Origin of the sequence: Paenibacillus pseudetheri (genome assembly GCF_924513355.1) — a bacterium.
Taxonomy (GTDB): Bacteria; Bacillota; Bacilli; order Paenibacillales; family Paenibacillaceae; genus Paenibacillus_AQ; species Paenibacillus_AQ pseudetheri.
Window position 1 is genome coordinate 19,116 of record NZ_CAKMAB010000022.1, and the last position, 18,087, is coordinate 37,202.

At 37.2% G+C, this 18,087-nt stretch carries 12 protein-coding genes; all 12 read right to left on the minus strand.

What is annotated here, in order from left to right; translation table 11 throughout:
* Window positions 1-13: 13 nt before the first annotated feature.
* The 12 genes from L1028_RS18835 to L1028_RS18885 all read right to left on the minus strand — a co-directional run bounded on the left by L1028_RS18835 (window position 14) and on the right by L1028_RS18885 (window position 18,084).
* A complete protein-coding gene (locus L1028_RS18835; protein ID WP_234537292.1) occupies window positions 14-1,747 on the minus strand; it encodes an AAA family ATPase in 1,734 nt (577 codons plus the stop codon).
* Complete coding sequence (locus L1028_RS18840; RefSeq protein WP_234537295.1) at window positions 1,740-2,558, minus strand: hypothetical protein; 819 nt, start codon at window positions 2,556-2,558, stop codon at window positions 1,740-1,742. The genes L1028_RS18835 and L1028_RS18840 overlap by 8 nt, the downstream gene beginning before the upstream one ends.
* 2 nt (window positions 2,559-2,560) lie before the next feature.
* Complete coding sequence (locus L1028_RS18845; RefSeq protein ID WP_234537298.1) at window positions 2,561-3,967, minus strand: hypothetical protein; 1,407 nt, start codon at window positions 3,965-3,967, stop codon at window positions 2,561-2,563.
* 17 nt (window positions 3,968-3,984) lie between these two features.
* Complete coding sequence (locus L1028_RS18850) at window positions 3,985-4,824, minus strand: TnsA endonuclease N-terminal domain-containing protein (RefSeq protein WP_234537321.1); 840 nt, start codon at window positions 4,822-4,824, stop codon at window positions 3,985-3,987.
* Window positions 4,825-5,229: 405 nt separating this feature from the next.
* Window positions 5,230-9,363, minus strand: coding sequence for a HEAT repeat domain-containing protein (locus tag L1028_RS18855; protein ID WP_234537323.1), 4,134 nt, complete (start codon window positions 9,361-9,363; stop codon window positions 5,230-5,232).
* A gap of 240 nt (window positions 9,364-9,603) precedes the next feature.
* Window positions 9,604-12,363 carry a TrlF family AAA-like ATPase gene (locus L1028_RS18860; protein WP_234537340.1) on the minus strand — a complete coding sequence of 920 codons (2,760 nt, stop codon included), beginning with the start codon at window positions 12,361-12,363 and terminating at the stop codon, window positions 9,604-9,606.
* Window positions 12,364-12,592: 229 nt separating this feature from the next.
* Complete coding sequence (locus L1028_RS18865; protein ID WP_234537343.1) at window positions 12,593-13,612, minus strand: RES family NAD+ phosphorylase; 1,020 nt, start codon at window positions 13,610-13,612, stop codon at window positions 12,593-12,595.
* 38 nt (window positions 13,613-13,650) lie between these two features.
* A complete protein-coding gene (locus L1028_RS18870; protein WP_234537346.1) occupies window positions 13,651-13,938 on the minus strand; it encodes a hypothetical protein in 288 nt (95 codons plus the stop codon).
* A gap of 258 nt (window positions 13,939-14,196) precedes the next feature.
* Complete coding sequence (locus L1028_RS18875; protein ID WP_234537348.1) at window positions 14,197-14,514, minus strand: hypothetical protein; 318 nt, start codon at window positions 14,512-14,514, stop codon at window positions 14,197-14,199.
* Window positions 14,515-14,607: 93 nt separating this feature from the next.
* Window positions 14,608-14,736 carry a hypothetical protein gene (locus L1028_RS31330; RefSeq protein WP_279306883.1) on the minus strand — a complete coding sequence of 43 codons (129 nt, stop codon included), beginning with the start codon at window positions 14,734-14,736 and terminating at the stop codon, window positions 14,608-14,610.
* Window positions 14,737-14,765: 29 nt separating this feature from the next.
* Window positions 14,766-15,863: an ATP-binding protein gene (locus L1028_RS18880; RefSeq protein ID WP_234537351.1), complete on the minus strand. Its 1,098-nt coding sequence runs from the start codon at window positions 15,861-15,863 to the stop codon at window positions 14,766-14,768.
* Complete coding sequence (locus L1028_RS18885; protein WP_234537354.1) at window positions 15,850-18,084, minus strand: Mu transposase C-terminal domain-containing protein; 2,235 nt, start codon at window positions 18,082-18,084, stop codon at window positions 15,850-15,852. The genes L1028_RS18880 and L1028_RS18885 overlap by 14 nt, the downstream gene beginning before the upstream one ends.
* Window positions 18,085-18,087: the final 3 nt, after the last annotated feature.

An 18,087-nucleotide genomic window follows, 5' to 3' on the forward strand; every position in this document is an offset into this window, starting at 1 on the left:
TTCATCAACTATTTTATAGTGATATCAAATCTAGCAGCTCGTCCACTGCTCTTATATATCCTTTTTCTTCAAGCGCCTCTTCTGTCGTTAGCCCCCGTTTATGCCCCAACTGAACAACATAACGGATATCATCTTTTGCAATCGCTGGTTTTAATGGCTTCCCTTTTTTAACTTTGGGAATTTCCACGTTTGTGTTCTTATCTTTTCTGTTTGTAATTTCTGAGTTATCTTTATTCTCCATAACAAGTTGTGCTATTTGACTATACATTAATGTAAACTCAGCTAATCCAGAACTGACATCATAGACTTTATTAGCTATCGATTCTGCTTCTGTTGAAGATTGAACTAATAGCAGTGCAAATCTAGTCAGTTCAATCAATATTTCTTCTTTTTTTCTCTTTTGAAGCGTTCGTGCATGATCTTCTGCTAAGCTTCCGTGAATGGTAATCCTATGAGATACCTCTTTTAGATATCCGTTGAGAGGAGCCCAATCGGGTTTAATATCATCTAAGTCTGCGTATGTGGATGGATCTCCTGATCGTATTCTGTCAAAAATTTGTTGGACCAATTTAAGATTTTTTTCTGCTACCTCACGAATAACACTTAACCGAATACGTTCATCTCCACCATTTACAATGGTACGAGATTGCACATGAATAAAAAGCTTGACTGCTATATCGGGAATTCCTAAAGAATAATAGTACATTGCTGCCTTTAGTTCTGGTGTGATTTCCGTATAAGTTCTTGTGTATTGAATATCCCAGAGGTTTTCAATAAAATGATTCCAGTCCCAACTATCCTCAAGTAAATAACCGGATATATTCTCAGCATCACCGTTTGGTAAGCACTTTCGGCTATTCGCTAAAGAATTTTTGAATAAATAAAGCGCTTTAAATGAGCCGATTAAGACAACTGGAACTCCAATTGTATTTACAAGTTGAGTAATAAAATCGATCATATTATCTTTGCCACCAGAGTAAGCTGTTTGTATTTTTTGAATTTCATCAATAAACAATACGCCGAGATGAGTTTCAGCAACTGTGGTTACCATTCTATCGGCTAGTTTACCGGTATCTCCAGGTTTCTCCGCAAATTTTTTATAGTAATCAGTCCCTAATACCTTATCTAACTCCGAATAAAACATTCTTACAAATGTCTTAACTGATTTGTTAAATGGGCACTCCACTTTTAACCAAACAAGTTGGGTCTTTGGTAGCATTCTTTCTTGATATTCACTATGATGAATTACTTGGGGAAATAGTTGTATTAATATTCGCTCGTATAATTGAGTTTTTCCATAACCGTTAATAGCAATCTCAACGAGACTTTGTGCTGTAGAAATGTTTCCAGCTAGATTTGCACCGGTTTCGTCTACCCCAGCTTTATATATTTCATCCCATCCAATAGCAAACTGACGATTATACATCGCGTGCATTGGATTTCTTGACTGATAACCTATTTTTATCATCGAATATAGATTACGATACTTCTCATAGTGATTAGGAAGCGGCAACCAGAAGTCCGGTTTGATTTGTTGTACGAATTCTAATCGATCTTCAGTGCATAATTTTGAATACTTTGAAGCAAGAGGCGGGGTTGAATAGAGCATATCAATAAATTCATCTTCTTCGATACGTTCTGGTAAAGCTTCTATAAATGGGTTACCTTGATTTCTTGGATGAACTTGCTCATTATATTTTGCCATAACATGTGTTCCTTTTAGCCCAGCAGCCCCTTCGTTATTCATCGGCCGCATCTCTCTTTCTTTTTTCTTGAATTTTTCTTGAATATAGTGATTTTCTATCATCTTCAGTGGTATACGTATTCTCATTCAAGTCATTGGAAGTTGGAAATTGTATGATATTAACCTCATTTGTAGTAGAACCTTTATCTGCAATTATCGGTTCCAGTGATACGCTAGTCATTGCTCCCATTGCCCCCCAAACTTTGCTATCTGCTGTTCTAGTCTCACGTTTGTTCTGATTTCTAGAATAGAAACTTACATCTTTTGTAGCTTCTTTTGTCTTCTTCGTTGCTGATTTATCAAGTTCTGCAGTAAAGGCATGTAACTCAGAACGATGTTGTTTTTCTTGTTTTTCTTGTTCTTTGATTTGGTTATCACGATAGTTCATGATTTTGTCCACCTCATCAAAATGTAATCCATCAAATTCCTTGGATTTTCCGGTAAGTAAACACTGTAGCAATTCTTTTCCATACTTAAAAAAGATACTACTGCAATTTCTTGGGTCAAATGTGATTTCAATATCAGTTTTCCCACCTACTCCAAGTCCGTTCCCCACAAACCATCCCTCTTCAATACCTTTACTGCAAGTATAGTTAAGCCCTCTATATTCAATACCACGACGAGATACTTTCGCTGAAGCACGGGGCAATAGATTATAACGCAACTCATCTCTAGATCGTTGATGAAGTAATCTCCGCCCTTTACTCCACTTCCAAACATTTAATGGGGTAAGTTCAACTTGATCAGTGAACATATCTTTTGTAACAGTGAAATCCTTACTCAAAGCACTTTTGTTATATGTTAAAAAATACACAATTAAAAAGTGATTAAACTCTTCGATAGTCCAAGCTGATTCCTTAGCCGGATTATAATCTCCTCGTTCAAGTGCTCCAGCTTCTGTGGAGCCGGATTATAATCTCCTCGTTCAAGTGCTCCAGCTTCTGTGGAGCCGGATAATAATTGTCTAATCGTCTCATTAGTTATATGGAAGTTTGATTCTATAAAAGGTTTTAGATCACCACGATAGGATGGTGCATTTAAGACATCGACTTCTAAATTGACAAACCTTTCTGATAGTTGCGCTTTCAACTCTCCGCGATCACCAACTAGATTCCTTGGTAAATAGTGACATGGCCATTCTTCTTCACTAATTTCGATACCATAACGTGCACAAAATTCTACTTTTTCAGTTGCTGCATTTTCTACTGCTAACATAGATTCAAACCACGAAGCATCTGCTAAACTCACATGAAAACCAACAATTAATCTACTAAATACATCCATTACGACATATAATAGTGGCTTTCCAAGTATTGTCTTACGATCAAAAGACACTAATAAAATGTCTGATTTAGTTGCATCTACCTCAAACACTGCACCAACGCATATTGCCTTTTCGGATGCATCTTCAACCATTGGTCGTGTATCCATGGTTGATCGCCTTTTGCCATGCTTATTTCTGTATTGGGAGGCTTTAGGATACTCATTGTTGTACCAGTAACGAAATTGACGTAAACTCGGGCTTTCGTCTGGATTAACAATCGGAACTCTAACGCCGTATTTTCGATAAAAACCACGTTTATAATACGTCTCACACATTCTTTCATGCGCTTTAGTAATATTCATTCCTAACCGAATGTGAAAAACATTTATAGCCGATTTAAAAATTTCTTTATCTGCTTCTGTTATCATGGGTCTAATTGTAGTTTTTGGGCCAGTTTTTTTCTTGTACACTCGCTCTTTACCCGGAATACCACAATCAAAGTAATTATTAAGTAAGCCATTTATTGACTTACCGTAAAACCAGTATTTCAATAAATTATCCCTTATAACCTTTTTAGGTTTACCAGAAGCTAAATTTGCCTCCTCAATTAACTTCCCTCTACTTTTAGATAAATAAATATCTGGTTCCTTTTGTACAATATCCTTGATAAGATTCCAACGTCGATCTCTATTTTCCTTGTACTTATTTAGGTATTCTTCATCAGGTGAAACAATTCTCATATCAACTTCTAGCTCAGTTAACCTGCACTTTCTCTCTCTTATATCATATAAAAGATCTTCACACTTCACGAAATAGGGGTAAGACAATTTCCGGGGGTTATCGATGCTTACGACAACAGCATTTTCTTGTTTGTTATCAATCCACAATACACGTAATATCTCAGTAGCTTTTAGATCTTCACACAAATACTCAATGATTGAATTAATTACTATTTGCACAAATAATCATCTCCTTTTTAAGCTAGGTGAATTATTTTATTCTGAATGTCGCTCTTAAAAATTCTCAGTGGTTCACTTTCTCTAATAATTTTTTTGTTCATTTCAGTCTCCCATTTTTTATTCGCTAACATGTGCTGCAGGATAAACATACAACTGCCTTTCGTCAGTCCAATTGCTTTATCTGTTCGAATGCAGAGGTTCATGATCGATGTTTTAGCAGCATCATTGATAAAAATCTCGTATATATCATCTGCTATTAATTCAATAAGCTCTTCATTAACTACTTGTTGTGTATCCAAATATTTCGCATGTGCCATCCATTCAACATTTTTCACAAGGAAATATGGAATTTTATCTTCCGTAACAATACACCAGTCAATACCTAACTCTGCAAAGTAAATCCTTTCAATTTCAAAGAGCTCTAAAGTACGAACGGTTAAATTCTCTTTAGGTTTTATGGTTCGTACAACATTTCGAAATCCATATATTGTTCGCAGCGTCAACATAAAGTCCGTTGTCATTATCACAGATTTACCATCTAAATGCGGATGTATAATGCCAAGTTGTTCAGCGATCTCCATTGTTTTTTCTAAGGGGAGAAGCGGCCATTGCTCTCGAATATCAGATATTCCATCTAACCATTCACAATAATATAAATATTTCCTTTCATGCTCCGACAAGGTATGATGTGTTCGTTTTGTTTTCCACCCTTTATGTCGTGTTAACCACCCCTCTGAGGCTATTTTATTATCATGTGCTTGAATAAACGGAAGGTAGTTCTCCCCAACACCTTGTCCCCTCCCCTTTTTGAGATAATTGTTTTGTAACTTTACTTTTCTATCAGCACGTTTAGTCATAAAACTCCTCCATTCCATAAAGTTGTCCACTAAGTGAGGTCTCTGTTATAGCCCCTTTTTCTAAAAAACGACTAATGGCCCCGTCCTTTAGTAACAAAGGACAGAGCCATTAGAAATAAGTTGTTTGCAATTCTAGATGTCATTAGATTTATTCTAGCCAAGATCAACTGCCAATAAACTATTCAGCGATTGCGTTAAATATTCCTTGTAACTAAGAACCTATATAATATAACGATTTATTTAATGTCAACCAAATTTAAAGAATGTAATCAGTTGGAGGTTCTTAAAATAATATTTTGAATAGAAGAATAACATGTAAAATTCGATTTATTGCCGATAACTATAGGGATTTGAAGTTTAGCTAAACACTTGTTACGTTGCTAGCTGCTATAGAGCGAAACGAGACTACTCTCCTCCTGCCATCGTTCGTAAGTTAATAATTGGAATAATTACCTCCAAGTCATTTTTCCGTGCATCTTGAACAACAAAAGTGTCGTTAATTACATCTCCGCACATTTTATAAATAAGATAGCACATACTTAGTCCTATAGTCTCCATTTTTTGTATTTTTTCTATCCACGGATTTATCGTATCTCTGATATAGAATGATTTCCAATCCTCACTGCTTGGAGATTGATGACTCTGCCACCATTTAACAAATAGTATACCTGGAGTATCTCCATTCACCTTTAGTTCCTCAATAAGATCATCTGGTATAGTCTGATTATTGCTTAAAGATGCAGAAGCGTATAATAAAAATAAACGATCCTCATCTAGTTGTTTTTGAAGAAGCTTTCTGACATAAGACTTAGTATGGATAGAGGCATAACCAAGTGCGATTAGACACGGACCGGCTAGGCGATAGTCGTGATGGAGCGCACCTTCTGATAAGGCATTCATATCCGCTTCATTAAGCTTGTAGTTCAGTTCAATAATCTGATGAACGTAGCCCCAAGCACCGGCATAACGCATCGGAAATCCTTCACCCTTATAACCGGTCATCTCTACATAATTTTCTAAGCAACTGCGTAATAATCCCGGAACATCTTCATGTTTGAACAGGGAAACTAAATTGATGAGTTGGTAGCGGAGTTCTATATCTTGGTGGACTGATGTTTCGTTCACGGCAAAATCTAATATCTCATTCATTTGCGACATTGGTAAGACCGGATAGGCCATTAAAGCTTGTACCGCAGCTCGGGCAACTTTATATTCTTTAAAACTTCCATAACCCTCATTAAAGTTTCGTGTATCCGATAATAATGAGATTAGTGTTGTAATTCCCTCGTCCCATAACTGTTCCTTTAAAATAATAGCCAATTCATATCGCACCGGGGCGCTCCGATCAGTAGCCATTGCCAGCAAACTAATTTTCTCTTCCTGGCTGCACAGAGGTACTAAGGATCTCAAGGCAATCCGACGGCATCTATAGTCAGAATCTTGCAAGAATTGCCCAATCATTTTACGATTAACCTGTGAGTCTTCGTTCGAAAGCAGCATAATTACATTTTTTCTGATTAGATAATCATCGCTTTGCACTAGACGAGTAAGAAAGGGATGGACATCTTCCCCATATATAAACAACACATATGTAGCACAGAAAGCCAATTTTTCCGATGTTCGTTCTAAAAGAGCTTTCAATAAAGTAAGGTGTGATTCATACACTTGGTATGGTAACTTGTCCTCATCCTCGTTGAGTATAGCTAAACAAAGTGCAAACACCTCTGCCTCATCCGCTTCAAAAAGTCCTAGAAATCTAGCTTCTCGCTCGTCAACTGCACTTTTGCTCCAGTAATTGAATGCTAAATTTGCGCGAATTGCGAAGTCCGTCATTTTTTTTATTTGAACAGCTACCTCTTTCCACTGCTCCTCATCACATAGTGTTACAAGTGCGTCAATACAATCATACATTTCAATATTTTCGCTGGTTACTAAAAAGTCAACTAATACAGGAACTAGATTAGTTCTACCCTGCTCAACTATAACCCTAAAGACATCCGTTCTTTTATTCGTCCGACATACATCTAGCATAGCCATTAGTTCTTGATCTGACGCTTCTTCTTCTATAACTTCCGCCCATTCTTCCAATAAATCCATGACATGAGTATGTTGTACAATCCAATTGTATCCTTCACTATGTCTTCTAATTTTAAGGACTTCTTTAATTACTCCAGTAATGGGTGAAAACCTTTCGCTCGGTTGATCATAGACATGAGAAGCATGTGAGGCGTCTAATTCTGCCTGTTCTGCCTTTTGTTTTAGATCTTTGTAATCTTGGTACCAATGCTCTGCTGCTCTTAATTCCGTTAACGCCAGGGATAATATCTCTTCATATGGCGGATGTAATCCACTTAAAGCACCAGTAATTACAACCTTATCATTAAAACTCGATTCCGTAATAACGGAACCGACTCCCCGCAAAAACGAATCCGCCATCTCCCAGCCAAGCGATTTAATGAACGATAGTAAAGAAACTCCGTATATAACATTTGTCTGCGGTAGCAAACTAGAGATAAATTTACTCATTATGCTTCGGGCACCCTCTGACGCTGAAATAAGCTCTACTTCATTAGGCGATAAAATAGGTGTTTTCCATCTATTTAACCCTATATTCCCCCCACGTTCACTACGATAAATGGCTTTACTTAATAACACAATCGGATCTTTATTGTCTGTGGACCAAGTCGCTAGCTCTCTAAGTGCATCGACAAACATCTCATCATTTGCTTCCAGTATAGCTGAGCGCAAGTAAGCATTGATTCCTTCCAGAACCTTAGCCGGAACATCTTCAACCCGCCCTTTAAAGCATTTTAGAAGTTCAAAAGTCAGTTCTCGATTAACAGTGAACACTCCTTTAAGTAAGGCGCTTGTCACCTGGACGGTAAGATCTGGTTCATTTGCAACGATTAGCTCTAACCCTTTTACGACCGTAGGATGGGCAGTATACAAAGAACCTTCTTTCTTCAACCATTGCGCATGAACCATCCAACTGGTCAATTTCCGAATTTGAAGTTTTATAGTAGAATCTGATCGCTCTACAGCTGTAACAAATTCCTTTAGCAATCTTTCTGACGGACTGCGGTTAATGGAAAATAAAGACCACAACACGATTACCCCCGGTTTTGCCTCCCACTCCAAACCCGAGAGCTCCTGTTGAACAGTCCGGCTGATCGTATCAACATTAGATTGTTCGAGCATCTCTTTTAAAGACAACTTTTCAATCTTCATTTCGGAACGTTTCAGTCGATGGGCAAACTCTGAAATAGACATCGGCACTACCAAGGACTTCACAATTGTATATTGATGGACCTTGAGAAAGTCCTTTTGAACCGAATTAACCATTCCAGCATGCAACCACAACATTTTTAATCTTTCATCCTTTTGGTAATGCTGTGCTAGTAACATCATTGTAATAGAAGTGAACTGAAATTGTTCTGCAGCCTTTGCTTCCTTCTGAATTGCTGTTCTTGTTGTTATGAGAAAGCGTTTATCATCGCTTACTAGATTCAATAACTTTGGTAGCTCGCTTGTCCATTTCACCGCATTCTCTTCCAACTTGCTTTGCCCCCATGGATCTGATAAATAAAACAAATATCTACCAGGTAACTGAAGCAATCTGCTAATCTCTGTTGGAGTATTTTGTTCGGTTACAATAGTAAAGGGAGGATCCATCGTCTTATGCAAATACTCCAAATTATTAGCTGCAATCGTCTTCCCCACACCTGGTGGTCCCGACAGTAACAAAGCATTTTTTTGTTCAAGAGCCTGAATCATGTCAGGGTAAGAGGAAGGTGGAACAAAATTAACTACTTGCTCTGGTTTATTTGGAAACCCACCGTAATTTTGGATTACTGCCTCGATTTCTTTCCTATTCCACTCTCCAGAATGAATTCCCAACAGGTGTTCTCTGACCTGAGAGATTAACTCTGAAAAACATTCATCAATGTTCCCTAGAGGAACACAAGCTTTATGATGAAGTAGTTCTTTGATCTTGTAATTTAGAACCGTTGTGTCCTGTAGCTCAAGTATGCCGATTCGTTGTGCGATCAAATCGGAATGTTGAAGGTCCATTCCCTTAGAAAATGAAGGAAGCAAAGAATGCGCATCCGACAATGCAAGGATGTCCTCCAAAACATACTGCCTCAACGACTTCACTACCGTCGTGTTTGTAATCAATAAGTATTTGTAATCGCTTCGATTGATTAGTGAAACGATTGGCCATGTACGCTTTGCAGATGCACGGGGATCTAAATCTCCTCGCACCATTCTAGCAACTTCCGCAACGGACCATGCGCCAGTAGTTTTCCGTTTGATCTGTACCTCCAAGTACCTACCACCCATTGTAAATCCGATGTTGCTCGATGATAAATCTGGATCAACAGCAAGCTCCGCTGATACATCCTCGCCAGTTGCTGGTTCTATAAATAGATTATCACAGTACTTAGATTCAACGATCAGCTTAAGTGCTAGCCAAACAGTAACATGAATTTGATATTCATATCCTTGGTACGGAGCAGTTCCGAATCCACCCTTTTTCATTCTTATCTCTCCTAATCCATTAGGGAGAAACCCATTATTTATAGCAAATCGAAAAATCGATACAGCATATGGATTTCATTTCCTGCTATTGTTCGTTGATTCGCAACCTAGCATTTCGTTAACTAATACTAGAATTAATACCCTTCAGTGATATATATATAAAAATCCTGATATCAAACGGGGAATAGGAAAACCTTAAGTGGTATGAAATAAGAGTAGCTAGCTTTTAACTCATACCATTTAAAATGAGTATTTCTCTCTTCTTCTACGAAATGCCTCTGCCGATCCCTCCATTACTTGTAATACTGTATTACGCAGAACTGGTTTTTCCAATCCCCCTTCTGCCCGTACAGTCCCTCTACCCATTACTGCACTTAAAGCATAAACAAGCTCGCTATCTCCATTTACTGGTATATTCGCATTGTGAGTAGTTAAAATTATCTGTCGTTTGTGTTTAACTTTCCTCAAAAGAGGTACTAATTCGTTGTATATAAAATCAGAGTCCAACTCATCTTCCGGCTGATCTATTACAATGGGATTTGTACCATCTGCAAATAAGAGAGCTAGAATAGCTGTGTTTTTTTGACCGTCTGACAAACCATTATCTGTGAGTGAACCAGCTCGAGAGCCATCACTTCTGTACAAGGTAATGTCTATTAAATCATTGACCCGGGAGGATTGAAGCTTCTGCCAGAAAACCCTCTGATCTTCTTTAAAGAATTTAGTTAAATCAGCTTGGTGAAGTCTTATTTCTTCTGGCATTAATTCCTCTTGATTAACCCATAGATTTAAAATCGTCCAAGGATCGCTCACGTTTTGTTCAACAAATTGATAAAAAAGGTGTTCACCAATAGCTTCCCAATTCCGCCCTAAGCGTACACTGCGGCGTACAGGGGATTCGTCCCATAACTGTACAAAGTGGTCTTTATCCTTCATATATAGAATTTCAACTTCAATGAAAGGATGCCCTGATTCTATTGATGGAATATCACCTGAATACAGGACTTCATTAATTTTAGTTTTTTTCAATTCAGTCTGATAAGCCCAATTATTACGTAAATATTCGATATTTCTGTATAAGGTCTCGATTTCTTGAAAAGAATCTTTTAACAAATCTTCTTTTCCATCTAATAATATATCCTTTTCTCGTATCTTTGATTCTATATCGAATAATCTATCCATTTCATCAGGTTTTAATCCCTGTTCTTTACAAGCATCCAAAAAATCAGATTCTGTTTTATTAATAGATGTTTTAATTTCGTTCCAATCATCATGTTCAATAGTAGATTTATTTATCGCTAATTCATAGTTTTTCAGTGCTTGTTTGATCTGATTTTTCAAATCAGACTTAGCTCCACGTATGTCTATATTTAATTGATCGAAATAGGAGGTTTCTGTCCAGTCTTGTTTTGTTAATTCTACATATTCGGTTTCAAACACTTCCACAATTCCGTTTAGTTGTTCCGTAATTTTGATTACTTCTTCTTGAACTTCTGTAATATATCGAGCAGCTTGAGCTGCTTTAACTTTTTTATCATTTTCTACTTTTACCGCTTCAAATGCATCCCATTGACGCTTCAACTCATCTCTTTCTTGGAGAAGAAGGTTTCGTTCAATTTTGATACGTTCAATTCGCATCTCATTTTGAAAACCGCGTGTAATCTCTGAGATTAACTCGGTCTCTTCTTCCTTTTTTCTCTTAAGTTGAGGTCCAGCTAAACTATCAATAAGATCCGTTAAACAACTCTGTTCTTGAGCAATATTTGAGATCTCCCTTTGACTAATAACTGAGATATTTAAATTTCGGAATACTGCTAAAGGTTCCGCTACTTCCCTGCTAATTACTTGGGGAGTTTCGTTTCTATATTCAAAGGTGTCTACAAGCCCGTGTTTGTTTTGCCAAACTAATTGTATTTTCGAAGCAGAGGACAGTGTATTTTTTATTCGTGAAAGCTGTTCTGTTGCTTTTATATCCGCTTTATCCGTTGAACATAATTTTATGTATTCTAATATAGAAGATTTACCCGCTCCTCTTCCACCTATAATGCAATTAAGATTAGGCGAGAAATGAACGGTTTGATTGTTAAGGAAAGCACAATTATCAATTGTTAAAGAAATAATTCTATCATGCATAACCTCTTCATTAGGAGAATTATCTTGTAGTTTAATACGGTCACAATCGAGAAATGCCTGTACTACTGAGTCTATAGAAGGACTAGACATTTTTACCCAAGTAGTACGTTTCCCGATATAACCTTTATCACCTTCTGTTAGACGATACGCATCTGAAGACATGACTGCTGCTATTCTACGTTCACGTCTCCAATCAGGATGGCATTCTGGTGCTGCTGTGATTAACCTTCTCCAATTAGCTGATAATATATCAAGCGGTCTAGGAACCTCCATCGCCAGTAGGGTTGGATTTGTAAACATTTCTCTTTGAAAATTATCAGTGATAAAGCGATCGTTCAAAAAACCGCTTTCCGATGTCGGGTGCGCAGCAATAATGATTCCATGATGCTCCTCCTGAACAATTCTAGCTAATTTACCAAAAGTGGTCTCGACGGGTACAATACTCCCATGATGAACCCGAGCTTTTCTTGGTAAACCGATTTGAGTTACAAGATCGTCAATATCTTGAAGTGGCTTATCATAATTAAATATGCATAATAAATGAATACCAAGTCCTTGAGAAACTTCTATCTCAAAACCTGGTAGAATAATCAATGGTTTTTTACCTAATCCCCTAGCAACACTCTCATTCTTCTGTTGAAGCATTTCCAAATAATTTTTGCCAATAAAATTGTGGTCTGTAACACAGATCACTTCTAATCCTACTTCATGGCAACGTGAAAGATAAATATCAGCGGAATGAGATATTTCTTCAGGTGTTGCATTAAATTTCAAGTAGGCAGGATCATCTGGACACCAATTATAATGATCGCCTGGTGTTTGCATTTGGAAATCACATTTATACCATCGCATACCTTGATAACTCACTTTAACCCCTCCAGGTGTCATATATTGTAATTATATGACGCCTGGAGGGGTTAAAGTAGTCGATTATTAGAATAAATATTGAATGGAAGAAAAATATTTTTTTGGAAAGACTGATAGAAAGAAAATAACGTTAATAAAGAGGATAAATAGTAGGTTGGCTATAAGATATAACGACTAAGTACAATTTAGAATATTCATAATTAGCATCATGATAATCCTCAACCTACTATTAAAAAACACTCGTAAGATCATCTGAATTATATTCATGATAGGCAATTGGCTCATAGATATATACTTTTGGACGGCCTTCTGGTACAACAGCTGGCTCAGCAGCATTAAATAAAACCAAATTATTCCCGTATGTTTTACGACTGGATGAATATATAATCCCTTTAAAATCTGCTTTTCTTGCACAGTCCGCTATAAAATTTGTGACAAAATACTGCGGTTTCCATTTGCTAGCTCTGTCTAAGACTTTCTCAAATACACAACGGGAAGCAAGCAATGCATACATAACATCACTATTTTTTTGACCTATCTCCTCCCACTCATGTCTTAAATCCAAAATATCACTTATACTATCTTTTTGCGTATACGATTGCAACCATACTAATGCTGAGTTGTTGGGATTATTTAATGTCTCGACCATAGCTAAATCCTCACTATCCGCGATATAAAGTACACTTTGTCCGGAATGGTGAAATCTCCCACCAGAGGATAAGCCAATACCAGGAGCATGCAAATCTTTAGAATCAAATACATCAGGTCGATCAACAACTCTTGCTCTCGACCATTTACGAGGCGTGATGGTTACAGATTCAGCTTTTCTTTGAACAATATCTTTATAAATCTTCTTCCCCATAGCATGATCAAGTGCTAAAGAAGGATAGTCTTCAAGATGCTTTCTAAATCCCTCTATTTTATCAGCATATTGTTTTAGAATCCGATTGTACCGCTTTTCTTCATCTATTCGATACCTATCTTCTGTTCCGACCGTTCCATAACGCTCTATACTAGAAGAGCCACAGTAAGGACAATGCAAATGTTCGGTAATATCATCACGATACTTTTCTGGACAATTAACGCCATCCATAATATCATCAACAGTAGTTTTTTCACCATGTATCCATACATAATCACCACCATCATACGGTTGGCAAGTTACGCAATACTTTAGTAGATTCTGTACTTTTTCACGATATCTTTCTGCAGTTTTATTTAGAATAGGTAGATAATCCGAATAATCCATACTCTGTTCCCCTCAATAAAAATTTTTATAAAGAGTTCTCATCTTGAAAATGATCCTTTCCATGAAAAATTAATTAAGGCTTCAATAGCTTCATTTGAGCGGAGAGTAATTTTCTTTTCCCTATGCTTTATCTGTTGTAACTTACGTTCCTGAATTTCTGATTTTGAAATTTCACTAACCACATCGATGTCTTCGCCACGCTCTAATTCAAGTACTTGTTTATCCTCTAAAGCAATCCATTGCTTAATGCTTAGGTCAACTTGATATACATATCCACGAATTGTAGCCCACGCATCACGATCTCGCTTTAACATAAATTCGCTCATTAAGTACCATCCTCACACAACGTCATTCATTACTCGATCTATAACTTATATTCCAGAAAAACAAAAATCTCTTTCATCAACGCTCTACTGTTCTATTAGTGATATCATCCATTCTATCCATTAACTGTATTTTAGCATGTATTAAGAACCTGCGATAATTCTTTTATAATTCGTATTGTTATACCTTCTTCCTCAATCCACCTTCTTATTTTACTGACGAAAATTCATTAGTGAATGCCCTCTATAATATCTAAAATATTAAACAAACTCATCAAAAGCAGCCGTCAGCCCAGCATCCTTCAAGGATTGCGCTGCCGCCATACCTTTCTTCAAACCTTCTTTTACTATTGAAAGCGCATCAGTGTCCGATAATTTTTTGTTCTTGTTCAAAGTTTTTCCTTTTCCTTTATAAATACCAGTTGTTGGGACTCCGAGAAGCTTGATAGCTTCATCAGCATATAGTTTCTTTAACGCAGTTACATCGATAATATCTGTCTCAAGAACTTCCCGTCCAAGTTTCTCAGCTGCAACTGTGCCTAAACCCAGAATTTCACCCAGTTTCATTAGTTCAATCAAAAATTCCAGATCCCCTCGTTGATTCTGGGCTCTTTGGTGTTCAAGAGCTGCCTTTCCATATAAATGAACAGGCTCCTCTGCATCAAAAATGTATTAGTTCATCGATAACCAGTCCGGTTTAAGATCTTTAATCATATTAAGCCTATCCGTATCCCCACTTCTTAATGCCCGAATCATAGGCTGTATTAACTTCAGGTTTTCATTGGCTGCCTTTGTAATCATTTCAGCGGTGATTTTCTCCTTTCTCTTAGCTATAGCCTTCCACTGAGCATGCATAAATAATTTTTAACAATATCCAATATTCCTTGAGACTCATAATATATTAAATTGCTTAGCTCTTCTGTTTTCTCAGCAAAGTTTTTAGTCCATTGATACTGCCATATTGAATCTAAAATTAAATCCCATTCCTTTCCTTTTGATAAACGATCAAGTATCATATCCCCCATACCTGATGCTCGTCTTGCCTGCGCAAAAACGCTCTCAAACAAATATGTAGCTCTCCCTGTACCTATGAGCACAACTGGAATACCCAATACATTAACCAATTTGGTGAAAAAATTAAGGGTCCGTTCTTCTCCGCCTGTTCTTGATAAATTCAAGTTTTGTATTTCATCAATTACTAATACACCCACACAATGGAGCGCAGCGATTTGAGCCATGGCTACTGGCAGTGTTTCTGCTGTTGAGCGTTCTCTCACGTGAATGCTTGTATAGTCCTCTCCCAAAATAGCATCAATTGTATGAAAAAAATCAATACATAAACTCTTTATTGAGCCGTCAGACGGACAGTCTAGCTTGATCCAATTAAGTTGCTTTAGCATTCCCATTCCTTTAATACTCTGATGGAAGATGACCTGAGGATAGGAAAGCAGAGTCTTCTCTACAGAAGTCGATTTTCCAATCCCACTTGGGCCAATAATACAAAACCCATTAGATGAAGGTCTGTTGCCAAGCATGTTATATCCTTTCTCATCTGTTCCCTGCTCCAAAAGATTATTTATTCCCATTGAGAACTGTCTTTGAAAGATAGGTAAAGTGGGATTCCGCGAAACGTATCCTTGTCGTATCATTACTGAAAATCGGGTTTCCATATCAAAATGCATTGGTAATGGCTGCAAGTAATGTTGCAACTGATATACACAATGCATTCGAATATGAGCAGGCCACTCAGATTGAGATCTGTGAAATTCAGGGTACTGAGCAAAAACTTTAACAATCTCGTTTGCAGATTTGATATGTGGTTGCGCTTCTATAAGAGGATTCCCCTTATACGCCGGTACTAGTTGTTCAGAATAATGTGCTACGACTTGTGTCCCCATTAAAACAGGCTTCCTGTCAATTTTTTTCATCGTCATTCCTCCGATTTATTTCCTTCATGAGGAGGTCATAGACTTCATCTTCTTCTCCTAATATTATTTTTTTGTCAGTAGAATGTTCGTTAACGTGCTCTCTTCTAAAGGGTATAACCTTGCCGTCAGTCTCCGAATTATCTTCTTTTTTTCCAAGTTCCCATGTAACTTGCGATCTATTCTTTTGGTCAATTCTGTTTTCGGCAGTTTGGCGAATAATTTCGGCTCTGGACAAATCGGGATTCCTGATTGCATCCGTTATTTTCGTTTCGGAATCAATAATACTATCGATTTTCGCAAGAGTTCGACTTTTTATTTTCTGCTGTTCTGTTTGACTCATTTGAACATTAGCCCGTTCAGAAATTTGAAGAATCTCAACCTCTTTTTCGCATAAGCCTTTAAAGTGTTGTGCATATTGAGGTAAGAGCTCACATTTTATAAAACCTGAACCATCTGGTCTTGGCAGATAAATATAATTGAGGTTTCTAGGATCATATGTTATTTTCACAGTCCAAACACCACTGTTTCTTGCTTTTTCAAACCATCCTCTTTCTTCTACTTCTTTACAGGTATAGCCTAACTTCATTCTTCGAAAATAAATGCCTTCATCATACGTAACTGATGCAACGGCATTGGGCAATAGATTTAATCGTATAATGTCTTTAGGCTTATCGTGTAGTCCAACATAACGGTGCTTCATTCCCCAATTCCATAAATTTATTGGAGTAGGTATCAATCCAGCTTTAACCATATCTTGGTCTAATGGATAGTCCGACAAAATTGTATGATTATATTCTTTGATTAAAACAATAATTATTTGTATATATGCCTCTATCGATAATTTAGCATTTAGCCGATAATCTTTTTCGCCCCTCTCAGGAACACCTTTCTCAACACGACCTGGTACCAATGGTTTTGTGCGATTATCCATGATGCGAAAATGCTGTTCTACAAATGGTTTGAAATCACCTCTATAAGGTGGCGTGTTGGAAATATTCACTCCTAAATTTTCTATGCAGTCTTCAACGTAATCACTTTCAAACTCACCACGGTCTGCTAACAAACGTCTAGGCAGGTAGCGACTAGGCCATTCTTCAAATGTCATAGGGATACCATGCTGATTACAAAATTCAACCTTATCTGTAGTGGCATTCTCAAGACACACTATACCCTCACGCCAACTTATATTGTTGACTCCAATTGAAAAACCAGCGACTAATCGACTAAATACATCCTTTGCGTAATATGTAATGGGCTTTCCGATGTTTAAACGATTCAGTGAATGTACAAGATGAAAGTTACCAATCGTTGCATCGATTTCATACTCGGCACCTGGGCCAAAACCTCTAGCTGTTGCATTACCAATAGCAGGCCTCTTTGTCAGATTATAATTATGTTCCCCAAAACGTTTTACCAATGCATCCTTTAGCTTTCTTTCTTTGTAATAGTAATATTTAAATTGTTCGAATCGGGGGAGGGTTTCGCTAGGGGGTAGAATTGGAGCCTTTTCACCTTTTTCATATGCAAATCCAATATTGTAGAATTCATATATCATGCGGTCATAAACATATTTTAAAGGATTCTTCTTTCGCGTGTGATAGTGCCTTGTGATTGCCAAGCGAAATAACTGAAGGTCTTCTTCCGTTATATTGATACCAACAATATTATCTGGATCAAGCTTTGTTATAGCAGATTTTCTGCCTCGCTTAATCCCGGTCTTTGAAACACGGGATACTCCTGGTGCTCCACAATTCCGATAATCACATAATAATGCCATTTTGGATTTACCGCCCATCCAATAACGACGTAGTTTACGGTAAATCTGTGTTTTATGAATCTTTATCGCTCTTTTTTCCATTCTATCAATGTAATCATTTATCATCGCGTTGCGAAGTCGTGCATCATAAATGTCTGGCTCATCCAATACGAATTCATGTATTAAATTCCAAGCCTTGTCTCGAGATTGAAGATTTTCCGGACTTGGCTCGTACAATCCTATAGCGATGTTATAGGGGTCAATTTCAAGTATTCTTGCTCTATTACATGAAAGACTCTCCTCTAAACTTTCATAGCTTCTCAATTCGGGTAGGCTAGACTTGTTGTCCAAATCTATGATAACTACCTGCAACTTGTCTGGAGATATCCAAAGTATACGCTCCGTTCCAATACTCTTTCTTTCGTCATCAAAAAATTCAATTACTGTATTCTCTACAAACTTCATAGT

Bases quoted from the DNA above. Each gene is read 5' to 3' on its own strand.
- L1028_RS18865 (WP_234537343.1), bottom strand. From the start codon at position 13,612: ATGGATTATTCGGATTATCTACCTATTCTAAATAAAACTGCAGAAAGA.
- L1028_RS18880 (WP_234537351.1), bottom strand. From the start codon at position 15,863: ATGAAAAAAATTGACAGGAAGCCTGTTTTAATGGGGACACAAGTCGTA.
- L1028_RS31330 (WP_279306883.1), bottom strand. From the start codon at position 14,736: ATGATTACAAAGGCAGCCAATGAAAACCTGAAGTTAATACAGCCTATG.
- L1028_RS18855 (WP_234537323.1), bottom strand. From the start codon at position 9,363: ATGAAAAAGGGTGGATTCGGAACTGCTCCGTACCAAGGATATGAATAT.
- L1028_RS18835 (WP_234537292.1), bottom strand. From the start codon at position 1,747: ATGAATAACGAAGGGGCTGCTGGGCTAAAAGGAACACATGTTATGGCA.
- L1028_RS18870 (WP_234537346.1), bottom strand. From the start codon at position 13,938: ATGAGCGAATTTATGTTAAAGCGAGATCGTGATGCGTGGGCTACAATT.
- L1028_RS18850 (WP_234537321.1), bottom strand. From the start codon at position 4,824: ATGACTAAACGTGCTGATAGAAAAGTAAAGTTACAAAACAATTATCTC.
- L1028_RS18885 (WP_234537354.1), bottom strand. From the start codon at position 18,084: ATGAAGTTTGTAGAGAATACAGTAATTGAATTTTTTGATGACGAAAGA.